This is a genomic window from Paenibacillus pectinilyticus, from assembly GCF_001700435.1.
In the GTDB taxonomy this organism is placed as follows: domain Bacteria; phylum Bacillota; class Bacilli; order Paenibacillales; family NBRC-103111; genus Paenibacillus_E; species Paenibacillus_E pectinilyticus.
In genome coordinates this window covers 390,020-412,125 of record NZ_LYPC01000028.1, presented here as the reverse complement: position 1 = coordinate 412,125, position 22,106 = coordinate 390,020, and the positions used below count along the sequence as shown (strand labels likewise).

Genomic DNA, 22,106 nt, shown 5'->3' with positions numbered 1-22,106 from the left:
TATCATGTACCAAAAACACAGGAGGTGCTTTATGCTTTTCGCCGTATTGGCGCGCAAGGCTTACGCAAGAAACTTGCAATATCGAGGCTCACATCTGCTTCATAATGCAGTGAGCGCGGTGTTCGGCTTCATCTATGCGAGCATCTGGACCGGCTTAGGCAGCGACACATCGCTGGGTGAGTACGGAGCCAAAGGGATCGTGGGTTATATTGCTTTTAACCAGGCGATTCTGTGGATTACCCAGTTTACGACGAATGGGCTTGGACTCGAGCAAGCGGTGCGCACGGGGCAAATCGCGGTCGATCTCATGCGGCCGGTGCATCTGTTTTATCAGACGATGAGCCGCGAGTGGGGCCAGGTATGGTATCAATTTTTATATAAAAGCATTCCGATTTATGTCCTCTATTATTTCATCTTCTCCTTACAGCTTCCCCAGCAGGTTTCCGTGGTTGGATGGACAGCACTCTCGTTAGTTACGGCCTCCTATATCTCTATTTGCATGAATTATTTAATCGGGGTTGCTGCCCTATGGACGACAGAATCACGGTGGTTCTATTGGGTCAATTATTCCTTCGCTATGCTGCTTTCCGGCTTTTTTATTCCGCTAGAATGGCTGCCAGGTTGGCTTCGCACGATTAGCATGTATACACCTTACCCTTATCTACTCTATTATCCAACCCGCATTTATCTCGGACTTCAAGATGGAACTGCCCAGCTCGGCGCTCTCTTATGGGGCATCGGGTTTACTTGTGTCTGCTTGGCCGTTACTAGGTTGGTTCGCAGGAAGTTGGAGGTGCAGGGCGGATGATCTCGATTCGGTTGTTTATGCTATTGATCAAAGCAAGCATGCGAAGTCGTATGCAGTACAAATTTAACTTTGTATTTTCGACGATCATGTCATCGTTCATTCAAATTTCTGAATTCCTGATGGTGGCACTGGTGATGATGAAATTCGGCAATATCAAAGGCTGGACACTGTATGAAGTAAGTTACTTGTATGGCGTCATGATGATTGCCAAAGCCATTTATCGAACGCTAGCTTCCGATGTGCATCATCTCGAAAAATATCTCGTTTCCGGCGATTTGGATGCGATTCTTATTCGTCCTGTTCCTGTGCTCGTTGCACTGATGACCCAAAATTCACGCATTCTATTTGCGGAAATCGGTCAAGGACTCATCTTGCTTATCATCTCGATGAAAGCGCTTATGGCTAGCGGTCAGATCAGTTGGACTGCGGTTCCTTTGACAGTATTCATCATCCTCACAGGGGCAGTCATTTTGTTCGCGATTGGGCTGGCGACAGCGGCAGCAGGCTTTTGGCTCACCCGCATAGAGTCACTCCAAAACATGACCGAAGATGCCTCTCAAACAGCGGCTCGCTATCCGCTTAGTCTCTATCCCAAATGGCTGCAAGGGGCTCTCTTCGTGCTTGTACCTGTGGGCTTCGTCAATTATATTCCCGCGCTGTATGTGCTGAGGCATCAAGGGGGAGTCGGGCTGCTGCTAGGCACGTTGGTTGTTTCCGTACTCGTCTTGTGGTTGGCCATGTCCTTCTGGAAACTGGGGCTGTCGCGATATCAAAGCACGGGAAGTTAATCTCACTATACAAGGAGGGCAAGATACGCCATGATAACGGTTAAGCATTTACGCAAAACGTTTCAAACCCCAGTCATCCAAGAAGGGAAGTTCTCAGGGATTCGTACTTTATTCTCCAGAGCATATAAAGAGAAAGAAGCCGTGCACGATGTGAGCTTCGAGATTGAAACTGGCGAGTTCGTCGGGTATATTGGACCTAATGGAGCGGGGAAGTCGACGACGATCAAAATGCTCACGGGCATTCTTCACCCAACCTCCGGTGAGGTTTTGATTCACGGGCGCAGCCCACAAAAGCAGCGGAAGCAGGTCGTGAGGCAGCTTGGTGTCGTTTTTGGACAGCGGAGTCAGCTGTGGTGGGACCTTCCCGTGAAGGATTCCTATGAGATCCTCGTGGCGATGTATCATGTTGAGGAAAGGGCGGCTCGCCTTCGGCTGGGGGAGTTGACGGAGCTGCTTGACTTGAAAGAGCTGCTAGATACGCCTGTACGCAAGCTCTCTCTTGGTCAGCGGATGCGAGCAGACTTGGCGGCTTCGATGCTGCATGATCCGGATATTTTATTCCTGGATGAGCCTACGATTGGCCTAGATGTAGTAGCCAAACGCAACATTCGCGGCTTTCTTCAGACGTTGAATCGGGATTTTGGCAAGACGATCCTGCTGACCACGCATGACATGGACGATATTGAACAGCTATGTCCGAGGGTTATCGTCATTAACCATGGGCAAATTGGTTATGATGGTTCCATAGACAAGCTAAGAGAGCGTATCGGCTTACCGACGATGATGAAAATATCGTATCGGGGCGATTTTCAGGTGCCAGATCACTGGGAGCTGCCCTTCCGTGTGGTGGAGCAAGAAGCGAATCTGTTGACGATTGCGTGCAACCGCCAGGAGCTTAAAGCGATGGACGTACTCCGCATCGTGAGTGGCTGGGGCGATATGGAAGATGTACATATGGAAGAACCGGAATTTGAAGAAGTCATTCAAAACGTATATGTTTAAATAAACATTTAGATAACAGTGGGAGTGGAATGGAACCATGGCGATAGGGAAGGAAGAACGTGACAATGAAGCGCAGCGCGTCTCTGTGGTGCGTACGCATATCAAACAGCGCATTGAAGAACTGCGTGTCACTGTAGATGAACGTAGATCCGAAGCGACGGCAATTGGCCGGAGCTTCTGGGACGATATATCCGTCAACGCGGACAATGACGATGATTTGATTGAAACGGCGGCGAGTATGGCTCAACAGGAGCATGTGCTGCAAGGGCAAGAACGAAGCTATCGACTGGCACAAGATGCGCTGCGCAAGCTGCAGCGCGTCGTCGATGCGCCGTACTTCAGCCGTATTGATTTTCAGGAGAAGGGCGAGCAGGCGCGGGAGAAAATCTATATCGGGTTAACATCTTTCATTGATAGCAAAACCGATGAAATTCTGATCTATGACTGGCGCGCGCCGATCGCTAGCGTGTTCTATGATTACCCGCCGGGCCCGGCAACGTATCGGACACCAGAGATGGACGTGAGCGGCGAGCTCTGGCTCAAGCGACAATACATCATCAAGGCAGGCGAGCTGCAAGATGTGTTCGATACGGGGCTTTCCATCGGAGATGAAATGCTCCAGAAGATGCTCAGCCGCAGCGCGGACGAGAAGATGAGCTCCATTGTCACCACGATTCAGCGGGAGCAGAATCAGATCATCCGCGATGATCAGCACAAGGTGCTGGTCGTCCAAGGCGCGGCAGGCAGCGGCAAAACCTCCGTTGCGCTGCAGCGCATCGCATACTTGCTCTACAAGTACCGGACGACGCTGAGCGCCGATAATATGATTCTTTTTTCGCCGAATTCGCTGTTCAGCGATTATGTTTCACGAGTGTTGCCTGAGCTTGGCGAAGCGACGATGCAGCAGACGACCTTCCAAGATTATTTGACGCATAAATTAACCGACATGGGACTGAAGCTGGAGGATCCGTATGATCAGCTGGAGTTTATTTTGACCGGTACCGATCACAATCCCGAGTACACAGCACGTTTGAACAATATTACCTACAAAACGTCTGAGGCTTTCCTAGCCGTCATCGAAGCTTACGGTGAGAAGCTGAAGAACGGTGGTATCCGATTCCTCGATCTAGCCGTCGGGAAAAAAGTTCTCATTACTGGCGCTGAGCTGAGCGAACGCTTCTATAGTAAGCCTTCGATTCTTGCGATCGGTGAGCGGATGGAGCAATTATCCGAGTGGATTTTGGAGCAGCTGGACGTGTTTCAAGCGGATGTGCAGAAACGCTTCTATCGCAAGCTTGTGCGTGAGCCGAAGTACATGGGCAGTGAGCCGGAAATGAAGAAAATGAGCCGTGTCAAAGCGCACAAAGCGATTAATCCGCTTAGGGAGAAGGCACAGAAGCTAGCTTATGTCGATGTGCTCGGTATGTATATAGAGCTGTTTACGGACCCAAGCTTACAGCAGGAGCTGGTGAAGCTAGCTGATCAACCGCTGCCAGAAGCGTGGACGACGATCAGCACCTTCACAGTGGACGCGTTGGCGCAGGGTAATCTGCTCTATGAGGATGCAACCCCGCTTGTGTATCTCAAGGGGCTTGTTGAAGGACAACTTCGCGTAGGCACGATTCGCTATTGTCTTGTCGATGAAGCGCAGGACTATTCGCCGTTTCACTATGCGTATCTCAAAAAGCTGTTTCCACGCGCCCGTTTCACCCTTCTGGGCGACTGGAATCAAGGGATCTTCACGCACGCGAACGCGAATGTGAGTGAGGGCGTGGCCGTCAGCTCTGGCGCCGCGCAGCCAGAGCAAATGCAAGAGCACGGTTACAGCTCCATTAGCGAGCTGATGGGGGAAGACGAGACGGAGACCATTCGTCTCATCAAGAGCTACCGCTCGACACGCGAAATCACGGAATTCGCGTGTCAGGTCCTGCCGGGCGGCGAACCGGTGGAAGCGTTCAGCCGCAGCGGCGAAGAGCCGCGCCTGCTGCGCGCGGCTAATGAGCAAGAGCTGATCCGCCTCGTCGCCGAGGCGGCAGCTCTAAGACAGGGCGGCGGCGCAAGCTCCGTCGCGATCATTTGCAAGACCGAGCGCGAGACGGAGTACGCGCACGGACGGTTGAAGCCGCTGCTGCCGGGGCTCGCGCGGATCAGCAAAGATACGCTGCACTATGAGGCAGGCGTGATGATTTTGCCGGCGTACCTCGCCAAAGGACTCGAGTTCGATGCGGTTATTATCTATGACGCCGGGGCTGCAGTCTACGCAGAGGCGAAGGAACGCAAGTTGTTTTACACGGCCTGTACAAGGCCGCTTCACCACTTGGATGTCTGTTATCTAGGTGAATTAACACCTTTTCTTCCTAGTAAATAGACATACGTCCATACCCATTCGCCCTGCCCAACATAAGATATAGGGAGCACCAAGAAGAAGTTAAGGCAGGCGGGAGGGGGAACTAACCATGTCAAACGTTGGATACTCCAGTACAGCAGTTGTTCTGGTATTGTACATTTTGTTGGTTATCATTTTGGCCACATTCTAATTGCATAAATGCACAATCATACGCCGCTTTCCGGTCTACGGGAGGCGGCTTTGTTGCGTTTATACGCATAATTTTCCATTGGAAGGAGAACTTAACGATAACCGATGCCTGGTTACGGCATCCTATCAAAGCGGGAGAACCCTATGAATGTTAAAAAGCAGATTACTGCTCTTCAACTTTATTATGTCATTATCATTTCGATCGCCATCACCAATCATGTGCTGCTCATCCCTGTGCTGTTGCACTATGGGAAGCGGGATTCCTGGGTGGGCGCTTCAATAGCACTACTTCCTTTAATGCTCTTTACCCTGCTTGTTTATTATTTAATTCGACGAACCAAGCAGGGCAATCTGATGGACTGGGTCGATCAGAGATTGGGGAAATGGGGGACGTACCCACTTAAAATCGTCGTTGTTCTCGTCACCCTTTTGCATGCCAGTATTACGTTACGGGATGTTACATCATGGGCGCATATTACCTATTTACCCAAAACGCCTGGATACATGATTAGTCTGGCCTTCATGCTATTTTGCTTTTTTGCTGCGAGAGAAGGGATCAAAGCCATTGCGATTACAGCAGGTATTTTATTGCCGGGGGTCGTGATGCTGGGCTATTTCGTCATGGGTGCCAATTTTCAATATAAAGACTACCAGCTGTTAACACCGCTTTTTACGCACGGCTATGGGCCAACTTTCATCTCGATGATACTGACTTGTGGTGCTTCATTTGAGATGCTGAGTATCCTGTTTCTCCAGCAGCACGTCAAGACGCGAATCCGACTATGGTCTTTACTTATTTTGACCACGTGTGTAATTGGGTTAACGATTGGCCCATTAACGGGGACGATTGCGATATTCGGTCCTTTTGAATCGGCCAATTTAAGATATCCGGCCTTTGAACAATGGCGTATGGTCAATCTTGGGAAATATATTTCCCATCTGGATTTTTTGTCTATTTTCCAATGGATTTCAGGTGCATGTATGCGAACATCCATCTTAATGTTCATGTTAGTTGATAACTTAGGTATACAAAAAAAATCAACCAAAACACAGACTCTTATCTGGGTAAGCCTCCTGCTATTTGGAAGCAGCTTGTATCCGGTTTCTGATCATTTCTTCGTGAACTGGCTGCAGAAGTATTATTATTCAACGATGTTTGTCTTTGGTATCTGTATGCTGCTAGTCTTGCTTGTACTTTCAGTCCTGCCTGTGAGGCGAAAGGAGAAGGATGCTTAAGTGAATGAGCAGGAATTACGTGAACGATTTGCCTTATCGGATGATGTTATTCTGAAGACCTATCCTGTAACGAGTCAAGATGTCCAAGAAATGGTGACGTTGTTATACTGTGATGGCATGATCAAAGTTGAAATGATTGACGGACTCGTGCTGCCAAGGATGCAAGCGTTTATTAACAGTGACTTCTATCGAAGCGAGGAAGAAATCGACGTGAGCTCGATGCTCCAGTTGATTCCTTTGACTGGACCTCGTGTGTTGGAAGATATGACATTAGCGGTCTATTCAGGGCAGTTGGTGCTGTTTTTCGAGAAAACGCAAGCCTTCTATGCGCTGGATATTGCTTCCCCTCCGAACCGCAGTCCAGAGGAGTCAAGTACGGAAACGTCCATTCGAGGCCCAAGAGATGGCTTCACGGAAGACATTATCACGAGTATCGCGTTGGTTCGCAAACGGCTGCTCACGCCAAGCTTATGCTGTGAAAAGATCACACTAGGTAGACGGAGTAATACGGTTGTAGCGCTCCTTTATCTGGAAGACGTCATCGATGCAACCGTTCTTCAAGAAGTGAAGGATCGACTGCAATCGATTGATGTCGATGCGCTTTTAAGCAGTGCGCAGCTGGAAGATGCGCTGTCAGGGCGGACGTACTCCCTTTTTCCGCTGCTCAATTATACGGGAAGACCTGATTTTGTAGCGGATAGCTTGCTTCGTGGACGGTTCGCGATTATTGTGGATGGTTCCCCGATGGTCCTCATTGCACCTGTCACCTTAACCTATATCTTAGATTCGCCTGAAGATATTCATAACCCCTTTTTCTATGTCTCTTTCGAACGTTTTCTGCGAGCAGGAGGGTTGCTAATAGCGGTATTACTGCCTGGCATGTGGATTTCAGTGTCCAGCTTTAATTTAGATCAAATTCCATATCAATTAGTAGCTACGATCTCCTCTTCACGACTTGGATTACCCTTATCGGGTCCCATGGATTTTATCATCATGCTGCTGTTGTTTGAATTATTCCGAGAAGCAGGGGCTCGATTGCCCAAGGTAGTGGGACAAACGGTAACCGTGGTAGGCGGTTTAATTGTTGGGGATGCTGCCATCCGCTCAGGAATAACAAGCCCTACTACCTTAGTCGTTACTGCTCTTTCCACGATATCGATGTATACCCTTGTGAACCAATCTCTCGCAGGTACGATCACAGTTCTGCGGATTTTTATTCTGTTGGCCTCGACCTTGTTCGGTATTTATGGGTTCATGCTTTCACTGATGGCACTTGTGCTCTTCCTATCCACATTGGAGTCTTTCGGTGTGCCTTATCTCTCACCGCTTTCTCCTCCGCAGATCGGGGAAATTTTCACATCGTTAATTGCTAGGTCTTGGAAAAAGTTAACACGAAGGCCGCATGATCTCAGTCCGAAAGATGATACCCGGCAAGGCGGGAACACCTAAATATGAAAGCAACACTAGCGAAATGGTTATGTGCTGCCTTGATGCTGCTTAGCCAGACCGGTTGTTGGGATTTGAAGACGATTCAAGATACGAACTACATGACAGCGATTGGCTTCGACTATAAGGATGGCAAATATATTGTATACGGGCAAATGCTGGATTTTGCCAGTGTAGCCAAGCAAGAGGCAGGGCAATCTTCACAGCCCCCTTTAATCTGGGTTGGGAAAGAAGAAGGGGTAACGGTTAACGATGCTTTTAATAAGCTCTATCAGACATCGCAACAGCGCGTTTTTTGGGGTCATGTCGGCGCTTATTTATTTACGAAGGATGCACTGAACAAGGGTATCGCTAATTTTGTAGATGGGTCTATACGTTATAGTGAAACGAGATTTACACAATGGGTGTATAGCACGGATGACCCCATAGAATCGATCTTCTCTGTCATCCCTTTCTTCAATGTTTCACCGATGAATTCCCTTTTGATGCAGCCGATTGATAATTACCGTCAGATCTCGTTAATTACCCCACATCGGTTGTTCTGGTTGGTTTCACGGTATCGGGAACCTGGCAACACGGTCATGATCCCCTCGTTGAGTATTGATAAGGGGGTATGGAAGAAGAATACAAAGCCAGATGCTAAGTTAAGGTATAGCGGTGTCTATGCTCTCAACAAATACCGGGATTTGCAATGGGTATCGGAGACGCAGTATAGAGGTGCAAGGTGGCTTGATCAGTATACAAGTCGCACTCCAGTTAATGTTTTTAAGGATGGGGAGCCAGCTCAAAGTGTATCCGTCACTCACCCGAAGGCTAAGATCAAGCCTCATGTAAATGGAGATCAGGCTATATTTGATATTGAGATTAAAGCGAAAGCATCCGTTCAAGAGATATTGAGGACCCTCGATGAGGCCACCCTGAAAAGCTTAATTGAACAACAAATTAAGGAAGAGATTATACAGACGTTCGAACTAGGCAAAAGCCATAAAGTGGATGTCTATAGGTTTGAACACGTGTTATATAAGGATGACTTTCCGGCCTGGGCTAAATTAACGGACAAAGGCGAGAAACCGTTAAGCGATTTTGTGCTTGGAGAGGTAACTATAAAATTAGACATCCTTCACTCGGGAATGTTGCGAATGGATAATCATAGGTCCGATCAGTATTAGTTCACAGAAAGGCTCAGTCAGAAGGTCAATTGACCCGATGAAGGGCCTTTTTGCATGTAAGGGCGCATTAAGCACCCCAGTTTATAAAAATTTAAGAAATGTTTAGGTCGCGTTAATAGGCACTTTAGTGGCACTTAAGTCTAGGGGGCTAAGATAGTTGATATGGAAGCGCAGGGCGCGGCCAAATTAGAGATAGCGTATGAATACGCGGAGGCAGGACGAGATGAATAAGAAGCTTGCAATGTTGGGATTAGGTGTGGCAGTTGGCAGCATGATGCTAGTGACTTCGGTATATGCAGGTGTGGGAGATGCTCCCGGGTATGAAGCGTTCAAAACAGCTGTGAAACAAACAGCAACCATCCAGAATGTAACACGCCAAGTGAACGTTTCTTTACAGGATAACGGAGCTTCCTTACTACAGGTGAAATCGACGATCAAAAGCAGTGGGACAGATCACGCAGGCAGCGCGGAAGTAAAGGTACAGAACGGATCAGAAGAACAAACAATTCAATTCTACAGCCAAGATGGCAAACAAATTATCAAAACAGCGAATTCTGATGTTTACAAAGTGATCGAACAAGACGGTACATCCGCGAAGTTTAAGGGACGTGACAAAGAGACACATGCACCAGACCCACAAACCGTCAGTGAAGTGGAAAATGTCGTAGATGCGCTAGTCGGCAATCTGAAAAATTACATCACGATGGATGAAGCAGCAGGTAACGGGAAGGAAATTCATTTCAAGCTGTCGGGCAGCCAGATCTCTCCGGTTGTGAACACGGTGGGTTCGCTCTTGATCAAACACGGCGCAACATCCAAAGATAAACCCGTACCAGCGGAAGCGAATAAGCTCGGCATTGATCTCAGAACCTTACAGAACAGTCTGCCACAGCTTTCCTCGGACATTTCCATGGATGACGTCGAAGTGAACGCGAGTGTAGATGCGGATCAGCACATTACGAACCAAACGGCACAAATTCATTTGTCCGGTAAAGATGCCCAAGGAGCAGCGCATGATGTCGTGCTTCGCATCGATATGACCTTGTCGAGCTTGAACTCGACGACACCAGATACAGTTGATTTGAGCGGCAAGCAAGTAGAGAACGTGAAATTCGACGAGATGTCCAAACATGACAACTGGGGCGGCAAGTAATTTATAACCCAAAGAGGAGGTATCAACCTCAGTTGACCTCCTCATTCCTTTTGAAAGGCGGAAAGAGATGAAGAACGTTGTTGAATTACGCAATGTGACGAAAATATTCAAGAACCAACGCGGCATTCACGAGGTGAATATGACGGTGCAGCGGGGTGATATTTATGGCTTCTTCGGGCCGAATGGCGCTGGCAAAACAACCGTTATGAAGATTATGACCGGCTTGACTCAGGCAAAGCAGGGTGAGATGAAGTTATTCGGCTATGACGTGAAAACGCAGTATGAACAAGCGATGGCCAAGGTTGGCGTGTTAATCGAAACGGCAGAAGCCTACACCTACATGAGCGGCAGAAGGAACCTGGAGCAAGCGGCCCGATTGTATCCCGGTGTGGGCAAGCAGCGGATCGACGAAGTGCTGGAGATCGTGGACCTAACCCCTTTTCAGCATGAAAAGGTAGGCGGCTATTCGCTCGGCATGAAGCAGCGTCTCGGACTTGCCGCCGCGATGCTGTCGAAGCCAGAGCTGCTGATCCTCGATGAGCCGACGAACGGTCTCGATATCGAGGGCATGGTGCATATTCGCGAAATCATCTTAAAACTTGCACGCGAAGAACAAATAACGTTCTTGATCTCTTCCCACCTGATCCACGAAATGGAGCTGATGTGCAACCGCATTGGCATCATTCATCAAGGGCGGCTCGTCCGCGAGGGACTCGTCTCTGAATTGATACAAGGCAGTCCCTCTCTGGAAGCGGCGTATCTTCGTGAAATCAAAGAAGTCAGGGGGCTTGCCGCTCATGCCTAGTATATTAACAGCTAACGTATGGAATGAGACGCTCAAATTAGCGTACAAGAAGAAAACGATCTTCTTCCTAGTTGTCACTTTGCTGCTGCCGATCCTAGCGGGGATCCTGCTTTCCAGATTTCAGCACGGCATTGGCATTGGCGCAATCGCCGCCAAAGATTTCCCAATCGTCATGCTTAGTTTGTTCACGAGTATTTTCCTGCCCCTGTTCGTGTTCATGGGTGCCGCGGACGTGTTCTCCGGTGAGATGGGTGATCGCACGATGAAAAACATTTTGACCAGACCGCTCTCCAGGTTCAAGGTCTTCGCTTCCAAACAATTGGCACTAGCCATCTATATTGCCGCGTTCCTCGTCGTAGCGTTAGTCGCATCGATGATTGCAGCGCTGTTCTTTCAACATTTTGGCGGCATAGGGATGTTATCCGATTGGTTTCTCGCCTATGGCTCCGCTTTCGTTCCTCTCCTAGTTTTGAGCATCGCAGCGGTGTGTCTGGCACAGTTTTTCTCGAGCAGCAGCTCGGCATTAACCGTCAGTATTCTAGTGTATCTAGCCATTAAAGTAGCGGCTTTCTTCGTGCCACAGATCGCGACCTACTCACCGACAGCGTATATGGATTGGCATATGCTTTGGGTTGGCGGCTCGATGGTGACGGGGAAGATCACCTCGATCTTTATGTTTTTGATAGCGTGCAGTATACTGTTTTTTACAGCAGGTTATTATTTGTTTGATAAAAAGGAGCTCTGAGTTCAATGTCGATTCGCGTACGGCTAGTGCTATCCTATATTGCCATGCTGCTTGTACCGCTTGTGCTCTTTGGGCTAGCCGTCGTTCTGATCAGCGTTGCGACGTTCGGAAGCTTGAAATCCGGCTTTCAAGTGGACTTCTCCCATGGCAATCCGATCAAGCGTGTTGTTGATCAGGAACTGGAGAATGTTGCTTATATGAAGGCGAAGACGGATACGAATCCAGATGCTTTTCTCGATCAAGTGTTCGTGAAGGATCTGGAAGAACGATTCCACAAAATCAACATGGGACTGATCATTCGCCAGGATCAAACGATTAAATATATGTCCCCTTATATAAATGTAGGAGAAGCGGGCGACACCTCGAAACTTCCAGCTTATGGCACATCGAACGGTCAATTTCAGCGGAATCAAGGTTCCCTGTGGATAACTAGACAGCAAGATTTCTTGTTTGCTGATGGGAGTAAAGGGACAGTCTTCGTATTTCTAGATGGAGGTCCTTTCCAGAAATATTTGCATCAATTTTCAAAATCAGTCATTTGGACGTTTCTGTTTATTCTCATCGCCACGAATGGCGTGTTGACCTATTTCGTGTCACGCAGCATTATTCGGCCATTACGTGCCTTGAAACGCGCAGCGGTGGAAATCAAAGAGGGCAACCTTGACTTTGAAATCAAGCCGCATGGGAATGATGAACTTGGCGAGTTGAGTATTGCTTTTGAGGAAATGAGACATAAACTCAAGAAATCGGTAGAGCTCCAGCTCCAATACGAAGAGAATCGCAAGGAGCTCATTTCGAACATTTCACATGATTTGAAAACGCCAGTTACAGCGATTAAAGGTTACGTCGAAGGCATCATGGATGGTGTTTCGAATTCCCCGGATAAGCTGGATAAGTACATTCGAACGATCTACAACAAAGCAGCAGATATGGATCGGCTGATCGATGAGCTGTTTCTATTTTCTAAGCTGGACTTGGGGAAGGTGCCATTTCAATTCGAAACGGTGGATCTCGGGCATTATGTTCAAGATTGCACACAAGAATTGCAGTTTGATATGGAGAAAAAAGGGGTCCAGTTTACATTGGCGGATCTGCCACAAGAACCGATGTTGGTGACGGCGGATCGTGACAAGCTGAGACGTGTACTCCTGAATATTATAGAAAATGCGGTCAAATACAGTGAAGAAGGTCACTGCCGCATCACATTAAGTGTCATAGAACAGGGCGGCTTCGCTGTCATTCAAGTCAAAGATAACGGTCAAGGCATCTCGGAGGAGGCGTTACCGCATATTTTCGACCGCTTCTATCGGGCGGATCCTTCACGGAACTCGGCGACAGGCGGAAGCGGGTTAGGGCTGGCCATCGCGAAGCAAATTATGGAGGAACATGGCGGACGCATCGGCGCAACGAGCATGCTCGGCCGGGGGACTACGGTGTACATGGCGTTACCACGGATTCAGGGGAAAGGAAGCGAAGCATGAGTCGGATTTTGATCGTAGAAGATGAACAAAGCATTGCAGAATTAGAACGAGATTATTTGGAAATCAGCGGGTATGAGGTTGATATTGAAAATAGCGGCGACCGTGGCTTGGAACGAGCCCTTACGAAAGATTATGATTTGGTCATTCTCGACCTGATGCTGCCATTTGTGGATGGCTTTGAAATTTGCCGGCGCATCCGCAGTGAGAAGGACATTCCCATCATCATGGTGTCTGCCAAAAAGGAAGACATTGATAAGATTCGCGGCCTCGGCCTTGGAGCCGACGATTATATGATCAAGCCATTTAGCCCAAGTGAGCTGGTGGCTAGGGTGAAAGCCCATTTGGCCCGCTATGAGCGGCTGATGGGGCGGCGTGAGGCGAAGAACGATGAGGTTCGCATTCGCGGTCTCATGATTGATAAATCAGCACGGCGCGTATTTGTGAATGACCGAGAGGTCATGTTCACGACCAAAGAGTTCGATCTGCTCACGCATTTGGCGGTGAACCCGAATCGTGTGTACAGCAAAGAGCAGTTGTTCGATTTGCTATGGGGGATGGATGCCATGGGGGAAATTGCCACCGTGACGGTACATATCCGCAAGCTGCGTGAGAAAATCGAGCAAGATCCGTCGAATCCGCAATATATCGAAACGATTTGGGGAGCGGGCTATCGCTTCCGCATTTAACTATCAAGCTTGGGAAGTGCGCCTAACGCCTCTCAGGCTTTTTGTTTGCCAGCATAAAGATATTGGTAATGAGCCAATAGTTATTTACTTACTCCCTTTGTTAAGATATTGTAAAGGTTACTTTACTAGAGGAGTCAACAACGATGCTGTTTACTGTAGATTTGCATATTTTAATGAAATTAGGGATTTCAGCTATTTTTGGATTAATTATTGGGTTGGAACGGGAAATTCGGAATAAACCGCTAGGCCTCAAAACGTCGCTCGTCATTTGCTTAAGCAGCTGCTTATTGACTGTCGTGTCTATCGAATCTGCGAACAAATTCGCTGTAGCGGGGCTGCACGTGATGGATCCCATGAGGTTAGCAGCGCAAGTGGTGAGCGGAATTGGTTTTCTTGGAGCGGGAGCCATTCTCCGCAAGCACAATGATGTCATTGTCGGTCTAACAACGGCGGCAATGATTTGGGGCGCTGCGGGGTTAGGAATTGCGGTGGGCGCTGGGTTCTTCGTTGAAGCGTTTTTCGGACTACTGCTTATTCTCATCAGCGTCATTGTATTGCCTTATTTTATTAAAAAAATAGGACCTAGGCCGCTGACGATGAAGGATCTGCGCGTGCGTCTGATCGTGTCTCACGAAGGGAATTTAACCGCGATTATTAAAGCGATCATTGCCAAAGGCTACAAAATGAAAAGCGTCCATATCAAAGAACTGAACAAAGAATTGCAGGAGCTGAATTTTATTATTTTCGTAGATAGGAAATATGCTTCTGAAGTTTATGATGAGTTGAAAAGTATGGCATACATTGAGATTGCCGAAGTGGAGACGTTATAAAAAGGTAGGAATCGGCGCGGGTAGGCCGAAAAGAGAAGGACCGAGGGTGGCTGTTGAGCTGCTCTGCGGTCCTTTTTGGTTCCAAAATAGAATGTACTGCTTAGATGGATACACCTAAAGCTGCGGCGAATTTAAGTCCAAGCTGGCGGCACAGTTCCTTCTCGTCTTTGGATGGGTTGAGTTCAACCTTCAGACCGTCGAATACTTTCTCAGCACCCAGTTCAGCCAGCTTCTTCTCAAGCGTATCTACAGCAGCACCAAACTCTGCATACGAGGAGTCCGCAGAACCAAACACACCGAATTTGCGTCCTTCTAGGTTGATGTCATCCATTTCATCGTAGAAATCTTCGAATTCATCCGGAAGATCACCATCTCCCCAAGTGTAAGAGCCGAGAATAACCCCTTCGTAGTTCTCTAGTTCACTTGCATTGGCGTCCATCACGTTTTTAAGAACAGGCGTAACGCCTGCCTCCTGAATACCGGCTGCTACCGCATCGGCCATTTCCTCTGTATTTCCAGACATGCTAGCGTAAACGATAATAATTTTGGACATGGTGGACCTCCTGATAGTGAGTAATTAATCATATGAACCCATTAACTTCCACCATATTAGTTGATAATGATTATCATTGTCAACAATTTATTTTTAACGAGATCGTACTTTGAACGGATACTACTTAGGCTGGGGATCATGCTACAATAGAATTAGGCAGGACTACGGATTGATTTAGGCGGTTATATGGCTATGAAAATGAGGAAAGAAGCCGTCTTCGCGAGTCATACAGGTAAATTGGGATAGGTTGAAAAGGGGGAGCAGCGCATGGAAAACGTTCTTATGCATTTGAAAAACCTCGGGTTCACAGACCTGGAAGCCAAGTGTCTGCACGTGCTCGCCGTGAGCGGCACACAAACCGGCTACGAAATCGCCAAAGGGCTTGGCGTATCGCGTTCGAATGTATATGCAGCTTTGCAAAAGCTAGCGGAGAAAGGCGCTGTACTCACGAGTCACGGTGAGCCCACGGTGTACCAGTGCGTGCCGATCGAGGAGATCGGCGAGCGAATTGAATCGGAGCTGCAGGCCTCGATTCGCTATGTGAAGGAGCATCTGCCGAAGCAGGATGCGCATCGCTCGGAGTATTTCAGCTTGGAGGGCGACGCCAAGGTGTTGGAGCGCGTTCGCTCTGAGCTGAAGAGAGCGAAGGAAGAAGTGTTTTGTGATCTTTCCCCTGAGGAAGCGAAGCTGCTAAAGGATGAGCTTCGGCAAGCGCCCGCACATGGCGTGCGCGTTTTCGTAGCGCCAACGCGCGAAGCGGGGGTTGGCTTTTATCCTTTTGCTCGTAGACGAGGCGAAGGATCGAAAGGTGTGGAAGGGCGAGAGGTACGAGATGGAAGAGGAGTAAGCGAAGTACGGAAATTTACGATCCTCATTGACCGTAAACTGGCGATTGTTGGCACACGTGGCGGAGACGAAATCACCTTGGCGATGTTGACGGAGCACCCTGCGATGGTGGAGCTGCTGTATCATCATTTTTGCAGCAATGCCGTCTTACATGAATTGCAGCAGGATATGGGAGCCAAGTTAGAGGATAAATATGGGAAGCATTTTAAGAAAATTATACAAAAGTACATAGATGGTAAAGTGCCGGAATCGAAGCGACTGGATGAGAGCAAGCTAGTGACGCTGAAAGTAAGTGGTGGGATCACGGGCGGGCTGGTGAGTCAGGAAGTGGCTAGTACGGTAGAGCTCAGTGAAGGGAAAGCTGGGGCAAGTAAGCTGGCTAAAGAGAAGTCTAGTGATGGAAAGACTGGGATCAGTGAGCGGAGTGAAGAGAGCTCTGACGAAGGAAAGATTGGGCAAGGGGAACCGATTGAAGAGAAGTATGGTGAAGAACGGGCAGGGCAAGCGGAGTTGGGTGAAGAGAAGTTGGAGAATGGGAAGCAGAGTGAAAGTAAGTCTGCAGATGGCAAGATAGAGCAAGGGAAGCAGAGCGAAAATAAGTCCAGCGATGGCAAATCGCAGCAAGGAAAGAGGAAAAAGAAGAAATGACGCAGCAGGATGATGTGCATTTGGAAGTAGTGGAGCAGGAACGGATTTTACTCGCGGCGGAAGCGCTCGTGAAGGAGAAGCTTGAACGCGATAGCAGTGGCCACGATTGGTGGCATATTTATCGCGTAGTGCAGACGACGAAGCGTATAGCCGCCCAGGAGGGCGCTGATGGCTTCGTCTGCGAGCTTGCGGCGTTGCTTCACGACGTTGTCGACGAGAAGCTGAACGCCGACCCAGCTGCGGCGCAACGCGAGCTGGAGGACTGGCTCGCCGACAGCGGCACGCCGGCGGCGCAGATTGCGCACGTGCTGGAGATCATCAGCACGATGTCCTTCAAGGGCGGCGCGCGGCCGCCTATGCGCACTTTGGAGGGACAGGTCGTGCAGGATGCCGACCGGTTGGATGCCATTGGCGCGGTAGGCATATCGCGCGTGTTTGCTTATTCGGGCTGGAAAGGCCGCCCGATCCATGATCCTTCCGTCATCGCGCGCGAGCAGATGACGGTGGAGGAGTATCGCGGGGGCAATGACACCGCGATTAATCATTTTTACGAGAAGCTCCTCAAACTGAAGGAGCTTATGAATACACCCTACGCGAGGCATCTCGCGGAGGAGCGGCATCGCTTCATGGAGCAGTACCTGCAGCAGTTTTATGCAGAGTGGGAAGGCGAGCGATAGTTTGTTTGGTTGAGTAGAGAGAGCCGTGGGTTGGCTCTCTTTTTGTTAGGTAAAGCTTGAATCAAAGCTTTACCCTGTCTCCTGATAGAGTGGAAACCAAGACTCACAAAGGCTATCGTTCCGGATAGAACTCCGAGCTTAACATCCACCATCATCTGCAACGTGCCCAGCCCGAGCTTAACATCCACCATCATTTGCAACAGGCCCAGCCCGAGCTCAAGTACCCATGTAGTCGATGGTAAGCTCCAAATCCGAGCTTAACCACCACAAACCCCGCTAGGCAAATTGTAAGCCTGCAAAAATGCAGGCTTTATTGGTTGATATCATCACTTCATGAAGTATACCTGCAAAAGTACAGGCTTTTGAAGCCTGTAAGCTCCAATTGGTGATTTCTCCCAGAAATGCCTGCATATTCGTAGGTATTTTTGTATATCGCCTATTTTACTAGAAAAAAGAAGCACAATCGCAGGCTTTGTAATCGTTTAGTATAGTTCAGTACCGCCACTCGCACGTATGGACGGCGAAATAATTCTTTTACACTAATCGCCGCCAACCCGCCATAACTTGCTACCGTCTACCCCCATCCAGCCCTCATCTAGCCACAAAATGCCCCTTATCCAACCCCCCATCCAGTCCCCCCTCCAACCCTCTGCCGCGTTTCTTTCCAATTTGTGATAAACTAGAAAGAATGATTCATCACCCTCACGAAGAAAGAGATGTTATGACAATGAAAAAAGAAGCAAAGTATATAGCAACCGTTTCACTTGGTGTGATGGGGGCGGGTTTTCTAGCTACGCTGCCAACGGCGGTATCCTCGACAGTATGGGGCACCTTCCTGCAAGGTGGATTTGAAGCGGGGGTCGTCGGCGGCTTGGCGGACTGGTTCGCGGTAAGCGCCTTGTTCCGACATCCGCTGGGAATTCCGATCCCGCATACGGCTCTATTGCCGAATAACCGCGAGAAAATTACGAAAGCACTCGTCTCAACTGTGCAAAATGAACTGCTCTCCAAAGAAACGATCAAGGCGCGTCTAGAGCAGATTCACTTCCTTGAGCGCGGTCTAGAGCTTGCAGACAAGCAGCTCGACAATGCCTCCTTGCATAAAGGGCTCACAGCCCTGGCCAAGCATGCTCTGCAAGCAATTGACCTTGAGAAATTAACGCCTCTTCTCGCGGAGGAAATTCATAAAGCGATTCAAGACGTGGACACAAGCCGACTCGTGCGTACGCTGATTGACACCATTGAGGACGGCGGCTACGACAGCAAGACACTAGATTTTGTGCTGGATAAAGCAGCTGCTTGGGCGATTAAAGCGGATACACGCGACCAACTAGGTGCGATGGCGATTAAAGCATTCGAAGGACTTCAGTCCAATGGCTTCATGGCTTTTGCCGTAAATGCGTTTATCGGGATGGTCAACGAGGAGAAAATCGGCGGCATCATCCAGAATTTTGTGCTGAGCTACATCGACCAAATGCGTATGAAGAATCATCCGCGCCGTGAATCGGTACTCACATTCATTCGCAACGAGCTTCACAAATTAGAACGCAACCCGCAGCTCATAGCGGAGCTAGAGTCACTCAAAACCAAGCTTCCTGAGATGTTCGATCTCGATGAGAAGCTAGCTTTCATGCTAGGCAGGCTGAAAGAAAAGGCCGAGAATTTCATTGATCAGCCTGAGTTTATTCCTGTCCATGTCGTGCCGATCATTCGCAACATGCTCCTCTCTATTCGTGAGAATGACGATATGATAGCGCGCGGAGAAGCATGGATTCAAGATCAAATTACAGCCTATTTGGAACAAAATCATAGCAAAATTGGCCAACTCGTCAAAGAGAATCTGGATAAACTCGATAATGAAAAGCTCACCGTTTTGATGGAAGATAAGATCGGCAGCGATCTCCAATGGATTCGGGTGAACGGCGCAATTTGCGGATTCATCATCGGGCTCGGTTTGGCAGGCTTGAGGTTGCTTTTTTAAAAGGCTGCAAGTCGGTTAATTTTTTTAATAAAGCAATTGTTTAACCGAATTTGAACCAAGTGGGGGAAGCGAGTTTGATCGAGATAAAGGGAGTCAGCAAGACGTTCAATCAGCGTATCGGCGGTAACTACAAGGCGCTGGATGATATCACACTTACCATTAATAAAGGGGAATTCGTCTCGCTGCTGGGACCATCAGGTTGTGGGAAATCCACCGTACTCAATCTTGTGGCGGGCTTTGATACGCAAACGGAAGGCACGATTCAGGTTAATGGGAAAAAGGTGACAGGCGCCGGAGCAGACCGTGTCGTCGTTTTTCAGGAGCATGGCCTATTTCCATGGCTAACTGTGTTAGACAATGTGGCCTTCGGCCTCAAGCAGAAGGGGATCGCGAAGAAAGAGCGTCACGAAATGGCGATGGAGCAGATCAAATCGGTTCATCTCAGCCGTTTTGCTGATCGTTATCCGCATGAGCTTTCAGGCGGGATGAAACAGCGTGCGGCAATCGCAAGAGCGCTTGCGATGGACCCGGAAATTTTGCTCATGGACGAGCCCTTCGCGGCCCTTGACGAGCAAACTCGCCTTATTTTGCATAAAGAGCTGGAAGAAATATGGATGCGTACGCGCAAAACGATCCTCTTCATCACCCACAATATTCGCGAAGCGGTCATTCTGTCGGATCGGGTTCTAGTTATGTCGACACGCCCCGGCACGATTAAGAAGGAGTTCGCTGTGAAAGCGGCAAGACCTCGCGAAAGTTCAGATTCCGTGCTCCATCATATGGAGGCGCTTATTATGGACGCGCTGGCGGATGAGCTCGAGAAAGTTGTGAGAGAGGAGACTGGCGATGAGTACAGCATTAAGAAGAACGACTTTTCTGGTACTGCTTCTGATAGCTTGGGAGGCGGGATATAGGATTTTTGGCTGGGGATGGAAGTTTCCTTCCGTTTCGCAGACACTGCAAGCTTTCTATGACGGCATTGTGCACGGGGAGCTCTTACAAGCGACGGGAGCTAGCATGCTGCGACTCCTCATTTCTTTCGCGCTCTCACTCGTCATAGGGATGACGTTAGGCTTCCTCTTCGCCAGATATCGCTTTCTCGATGATACGCTGGGCTTCCTAGTTGTTTCCTTGCAGACGATTCCGAGCATTGCTTGGCTGCCTTTTGCTATTATATGGTTCGGTCTTAACGAAACCTCGGTTATATTCATCACAACGCTCGGAGCAACTTGGACGATGGCTCTGGCGAGCCGGACGGGGATTAAGAACATCCCGCCGATTTATTTGCGCGCTGCCCAGACGATGGGAACGGGAAATGGCTTTAATTTGTTCATCCAAGTCATGATTCCTGCTGCTTTTCCTCATTTAATCAACGGTGTTCGGACGGCTTGGGCATTCGCTTGGCGGGCCCTTGTGGCCGGCGAGTTAATTGCGAAGGGTGCGGGCTTGGGTCAGCTTTTGCAGGATGGACGGAACTTAGGTGACACTTCGCTCATGCTGTGTATCGTTATTATTATCGCGGTGCTGGGCACGGTTTCTGACCATTTCTGCTTCAAAAAACTAGAAGATAAAGTGCTAGAGCGCTACGGCCTCGCTGGCTCCAAGTCGTAAAGGAGTGGGCGTGATGACAAAACGCATCAAAGTATTTCTTCTGTTGCTCCTTGCAGTGTCGCTTCTGAGCGCATGCCAGGAGAAGCTGACAGCATCAGGCAAGCCACAGGTCGTTCGGGTCGGTGTTTTTAAAAATGTGACCCATGCCGCCGCGTACATCGCGCTGGAAAAAGGTTATTTTGCCCGCGAATGGGGCGATGAAGTGAAAATCGAAGTCACCGCCTTTGACAACGGTTCTGACTTGTCCATCGCGATGGCGACGGGGGATATCGATGTTGGCTTCGTGGGCCCAGGGCCGGCGACAACTTTTTTCCTCAAAAGCGGCAATTTCCGTGTCGTCTCAGGCTCGAATAACGGCGGTGCCGTGCTGGTTGCCCGCACAGGAGCCGGCATCCAGACCGTCGCGGATCTCAAAGATAAAACCATCGCGATTCCCGCCAAAGGGAACACGAATGAAATTTCTTTGCGCATGCTGCTGCAGCAAGCTGGTATTTCGCTCGGTAGAGGCGCAGAGAACGCGCATCTGATCGTTCGCTCTCCAGCGGACACCCTCATTTCTTTTCGCCAAAAAGAAATCGACGCTACGCTAGTCCCAGAGCCATGGGGGACACAGATCGAGAAGGCTGGACTCGGCAAAGTTATCGCTGATTGGAAGGATATCCCACCGAATCACGGTGATTACCCAACGGTTATCATGGTGGCCAGCGATAAGTTTATCCAGCGCCACAGAGACATCGTCAAGGGCGCCATTAAGGCTAATATGGACGGTATTGCCTTCATTCAGAGCAATCCTGATCAAGCCTACGACCTGATCAATAACCAGCTTAAGAAATACAGCGGTAAGGGTATGGACAAAAGTCTAATCAAAGCCTCGCTCAGTCGTCTAAAGCTGACTACGGATGTTGACGTCAAGGTGATGGAAGAGATGGCGAAGGTGTCCATCGATGCTAGATACATCAAAGGAATCAAACCAGAGGAGTTAGATCTCAGTCCATTCGTGGACCTTTCCATGTTAGCTGAGGTAAAGTCCGGGAAATAAAAAGAGCTTGTTCACATCCGCCCAAAAGGGGATGAAGAACGAGCTCTTTCTGTTTCACAGCGTCAA

General features: G+C 49.0%; 20 protein-coding genes. 19 read left to right on the top strand and 1 reads right to left on the bottom strand.

Going from position 1 to position 22,106, the window contains the following annotated elements; all coding sequences use genetic code 11:
• The first annotated feature begins 31 nt into the window (after window positions 1-31).
• From A8709_RS29590 to A8709_RS29530, 13 genes are all read left to right on the top strand, one after another.
• On the top strand, window positions 32-808 hold the full coding sequence (locus tag A8709_RS29590) for an ABC transporter permease (protein ID WP_065858019.1): 777 nt from the start codon (window positions 32-34) through the stop codon (window positions 806-808).
• Window positions 805-1,596 (top strand): ABC transporter permease, encoded by a 792-nt coding sequence (locus A8709_RS29585; RefSeq protein WP_065858017.1) that lies wholly within the window; start codon window positions 805-807, stop codon window positions 1,594-1,596. The genes A8709_RS29590 and A8709_RS29585 overlap by 4 nt, the downstream gene beginning before the upstream one ends.
• A gap of 30 nt (window positions 1,597-1,626) precedes the next feature.
• A complete protein-coding gene (locus A8709_RS29580) occupies window positions 1,627-2,598 on the top strand; it encodes an ABC transporter ATP-binding protein (protein ID WP_065858015.1) in 972 nt (323 codons plus the stop codon).
• Window positions 2,599-2,635: 37 nt separating this feature from the next.
• Window positions 2,636-4,966: an RNA polymerase recycling motor HelD gene (gene helD, locus A8709_RS29575; RefSeq protein ID WP_065858013.1), complete on the top strand. Its 2,331-nt coding sequence runs from the start codon at window positions 2,636-2,638 to the stop codon at window positions 4,964-4,966.
• Window positions 4,967-5,278: 312 nt separating this feature from the next.
• Window positions 5,279-6,370, top strand: coding sequence for a GerAB/ArcD/ProY family transporter (locus A8709_RS29570; RefSeq protein WP_167357207.1), 1,092 nt, complete (start codon window positions 5,279-5,281; stop codon window positions 6,368-6,370).
• Entirely contained in the window at window positions 6,371-7,819 is a 1,449-nt protein-coding gene (locus tag A8709_RS29565; RefSeq protein WP_065858009.1) for a spore germination protein, read from the top strand. It begins immediately after the preceding gene.
• 2 nt (window positions 7,820-7,821) lie between these two features.
• Window positions 7,822-8,985, top strand: a complete 1,164-nt coding sequence (locus A8709_RS29560; RefSeq protein ID WP_065858006.1) for a Ger(x)C family spore germination protein — start codon at window positions 7,822-7,824, stop codon at window positions 8,983-8,985.
• A 223-nt stretch (window positions 8,986-9,208) separates the two neighbouring features.
• A complete protein-coding gene (locus tag A8709_RS29555; protein ID WP_065858004.1) occupies window positions 9,209-10,138 on the top strand; it encodes a hypothetical protein in 930 nt (309 codons plus the stop codon).
• A gap of 67 nt (window positions 10,139-10,205) precedes the next feature.
• Window positions 10,206-10,943: an ABC transporter ATP-binding protein gene (locus A8709_RS29550; RefSeq protein ID WP_065858002.1), complete on the top strand. Its 738-nt coding sequence runs from the start codon at window positions 10,206-10,208 to the stop codon at window positions 10,941-10,943.
• Window positions 10,936-11,688 (top strand): ABC transporter permease, encoded by a 753-nt coding sequence (locus A8709_RS29545; RefSeq protein WP_065858000.1) that lies wholly within the window; start codon window positions 10,936-10,938, stop codon window positions 11,686-11,688. Before A8709_RS29550 ends, A8709_RS29545 begins: the two co-directional genes overlap by 8 nt.
• A gap of 5 nt (window positions 11,689-11,693) precedes the next feature.
• Window positions 11,694-13,169 carry a sensor histidine kinase gene (locus A8709_RS29540; RefSeq protein WP_065857999.1) on the top strand — a complete coding sequence of 492 codons (1,476 nt, stop codon included), beginning with the start codon at window positions 11,694-11,696 and terminating at the stop codon, window positions 13,167-13,169.
• Window positions 13,166-13,855 carry a response regulator transcription factor gene (locus A8709_RS29535; RefSeq protein WP_065857998.1) on the top strand — a complete coding sequence of 230 codons (690 nt, stop codon included), beginning with the start codon at window positions 13,166-13,168 and terminating at the stop codon, window positions 13,853-13,855. Before A8709_RS29540 ends, A8709_RS29535 begins: the two co-directional genes overlap by 4 nt.
• Window positions 13,856-13,998: 143 nt before the next feature.
• Entirely contained in the window at window positions 13,999-14,685 is a 687-nt protein-coding gene (locus tag A8709_RS29530; protein ID WP_065857997.1) for an MgtC/SapB family protein, read from the top strand.
• A gap of 100 nt (window positions 14,686-14,785) precedes the next feature.
• Here the strand turns inward: A8709_RS29530 and A8709_RS29525 are convergent, their stop codons facing one another.
• Window positions 14,786-15,238, bottom strand: a complete 453-nt coding sequence (locus tag A8709_RS29525) for a flavodoxin (RefSeq protein ID WP_065857996.1) — start codon at window positions 15,236-15,238, stop codon at window positions 14,786-14,788.
• A 267-nt stretch (window positions 15,239-15,505) separates the two neighbouring features.
• On the opposite strand from A8709_RS29525, the gene A8709_RS29520 reads away from it, so the two are divergent.
• The 6 genes from A8709_RS29520 (at window position 15,506) to A8709_RS29495 (ending at window position 22,040) form a co-directional block, all read left to right on the top strand.
• Window positions 15,506-16,732: a TrmB family transcriptional regulator gene (locus A8709_RS29520; protein WP_065857994.1), complete on the top strand. Its 1,227-nt coding sequence runs from the start codon at window positions 15,506-15,508 to the stop codon at window positions 16,730-16,732.
• On the top strand, window positions 16,729-17,409 hold the full coding sequence (locus A8709_RS29515; RefSeq protein ID WP_065857992.1) for an HD domain-containing protein: 681 nt from the start codon (window positions 16,729-16,731) through the stop codon (window positions 17,407-17,409). Before A8709_RS29520 ends, A8709_RS29515 begins: the two co-directional genes overlap by 4 nt.
• 727 nt (window positions 17,410-18,136) lie before the next feature.
• Window positions 18,137-19,390 (top strand): DUF445 domain-containing protein, encoded by a 1,254-nt coding sequence (locus tag A8709_RS29510; RefSeq protein WP_065857990.1) that lies wholly within the window; start codon window positions 18,137-18,139, stop codon window positions 19,388-19,390.
• Window positions 19,391-19,464: 74 nt separating this feature from the next.
• Window positions 19,465-20,304, top strand: coding sequence for an ABC transporter ATP-binding protein (locus A8709_RS29505; RefSeq protein WP_065857988.1), 840 nt, complete (start codon window positions 19,465-19,467; stop codon window positions 20,302-20,304).
• On the top strand, window positions 20,237-21,001 hold the full coding sequence (locus tag A8709_RS29500) for an ABC transporter permease (RefSeq protein WP_065857987.1): 765 nt from the start codon (window positions 20,237-20,239) through the stop codon (window positions 20,999-21,001). The genes A8709_RS29505 and A8709_RS29500 overlap by 68 nt, the downstream gene beginning before the upstream one ends.
• 13 nt (window positions 21,002-21,014) lie before the next feature.
• Window positions 21,015-22,040 (top strand): ABC transporter substrate-binding protein, encoded by a 1,026-nt coding sequence (locus tag A8709_RS29495; protein ID WP_065857985.1) that lies wholly within the window; start codon window positions 21,015-21,017, stop codon window positions 22,038-22,040.
• Window positions 22,041-22,106 lie beyond the last annotated feature (66 nt).

Coding starts and splice junctions, on each gene's coding strand:
- A8709_RS29590 (WP_065858019.1), top strand. CDS start 32: ATGCTTTTCGCCGTATTGGCGCGCAAGGCTTACGCAAGAAACTTGCAA.
- A8709_RS29585 (WP_065858017.1), top strand. CDS start 805: ATGATCTCGATTCGGTTGTTTATGCTATTGATCAAAGCAAGCATGCGA.
- A8709_RS29580 (WP_065858015.1), top strand. CDS start 1,627: ATGATAACGGTTAAGCATTTACGCAAAACGTTTCAAACCCCAGTCATC.
- helD (WP_065858013.1), top strand. CDS start 2,636: ATGGCGATAGGGAAGGAAGAACGTGACAATGAAGCGCAGCGCGTCTCT.
- A8709_RS29570 (WP_167357207.1), top strand. CDS start 5,279: ATGAATGTTAAAAAGCAGATTACTGCTCTTCAACTTTATTATGTCATT.
- A8709_RS29560 (WP_065858006.1), top strand. CDS start 7,822: ATGAAAGCAACACTAGCGAAATGGTTATGTGCTGCCTTGATGCTGCTT.
- A8709_RS29555 (WP_065858004.1), top strand. CDS start 9,209: ATGAATAAGAAGCTTGCAATGTTGGGATTAGGTGTGGCAGTTGGCAGC.
- A8709_RS29550 (WP_065858002.1), top strand. CDS start 10,206: ATGAAGAACGTTGTTGAATTACGCAATGTGACGAAAATATTCAAGAAC.
- A8709_RS29545 (WP_065858000.1), top strand. CDS start 10,936: ATGCCTAGTATATTAACAGCTAACGTATGGAATGAGACGCTCAAATTA.
- A8709_RS29540 (WP_065857999.1), top strand. CDS start 11,694: ATGTCGATTCGCGTACGGCTAGTGCTATCCTATATTGCCATGCTGCTT.
- A8709_RS29535 (WP_065857998.1), top strand. CDS start 13,166: ATGAGTCGGATTTTGATCGTAGAAGATGAACAAAGCATTGCAGAATTA.
- A8709_RS29530 (WP_065857997.1), top strand. CDS start 13,999: ATGCTGTTTACTGTAGATTTGCATATTTTAATGAAATTAGGGATTTCA.
- A8709_RS29525 (WP_065857996.1), bottom strand. CDS start 15,238: ATGTCCAAAATTATTATCGTTTACGCTAGCATGTCTGGAAATACAGAG.
- A8709_RS29520 (WP_065857994.1), top strand. CDS start 15,506: ATGGAAAACGTTCTTATGCATTTGAAAAACCTCGGGTTCACAGACCTG.
- A8709_RS29515 (WP_065857992.1), top strand. CDS start 16,729: ATGACGCAGCAGGATGATGTGCATTTGGAAGTAGTGGAGCAGGAACGG.
- A8709_RS29510 (WP_065857990.1), top strand. CDS start 18,137: ATGAAAAAAGAAGCAAAGTATATAGCAACCGTTTCACTTGGTGTGATG.
- A8709_RS29500 (WP_065857987.1), top strand. CDS start 20,237: ATGAGTACAGCATTAAGAAGAACGACTTTTCTGGTACTGCTTCTGATA.
- A8709_RS29495 (WP_065857985.1), top strand. CDS start 21,015: ATGACAAAACGCATCAAAGTATTTCTTCTGTTGCTCCTTGCAGTGTCG.